The organism is Dorea sp. 210702-DFI.3.125, assembly GCF_020560945.1.
Lineage (GTDB): Bacteria > Bacillota > Clostridia > Lachnospirales > Lachnospiraceae > Dorea > Dorea formicigenerans.
This window is the reverse complement of the sequence record NZ_JAJCNF010000091.1, coordinates 1-438: the sequence shown is the minus strand read 5'-3', so window position 1 is coordinate 438 and position 438 is coordinate 1. Positions and strand designations below refer to the sequence as shown.

General features: G+C 52.1%; 2 pseudogenes. Both read right to left on the bottom strand.

Annotated elements, in window-relative coordinates:
* A pseudogene (locus LI164_RS16425) lies at positions 1-144 on the bottom strand (virulence-associated protein E); the annotation flags it as partial.
* Positions 77-438 (bottom strand): annotated as a pseudogene (locus LI164_RS15680) (DNA primase); the annotation flags it as partial. The pseudogenes LI164_RS16425 and LI164_RS15680, both read right to left, overlap by 68 nt.

Sequence of the window (438 nt, the reverse complement as noted above, 5' to 3'; positions counted from 1 at the left end):
GAATACGGTCAGGCAGTTCCGTATGCTCTGACGGACACCGCCTTTCTCGGTAGTTCCCAGCCCCGCCTTGATTTCCTCAATGCTCTGGGGCGGCTGCATGGCGTTCATGGTGTTTTTTAGTTCTTGCTGCGTTTGCGGCGGCAAGCTCTGCCATTCGCTTTTCAAGCTGTATCACATCCTTTCCGTAGTCCGTAATCAAAGCTGCTTTTTCCTCTGTCTCCCCAAAGAGCAGCACATCCAGCAGATATTCCACTTGGTCTTGCTTCTGTAAGGCTTCCACAAACCGTGGATGAAAGGCTTCCTCCGGGGAGTGCGGGGCATAATCCTTTCTCCATGCCCGAAGCAAGTGAAGATAATCGGCAAGAATACGGAAGCAGCGGTTTTTTGCTTCCTGAAACTGTTCCTCCGGGGATTTCTGCCGGGGCTTGGGCTTTTTTA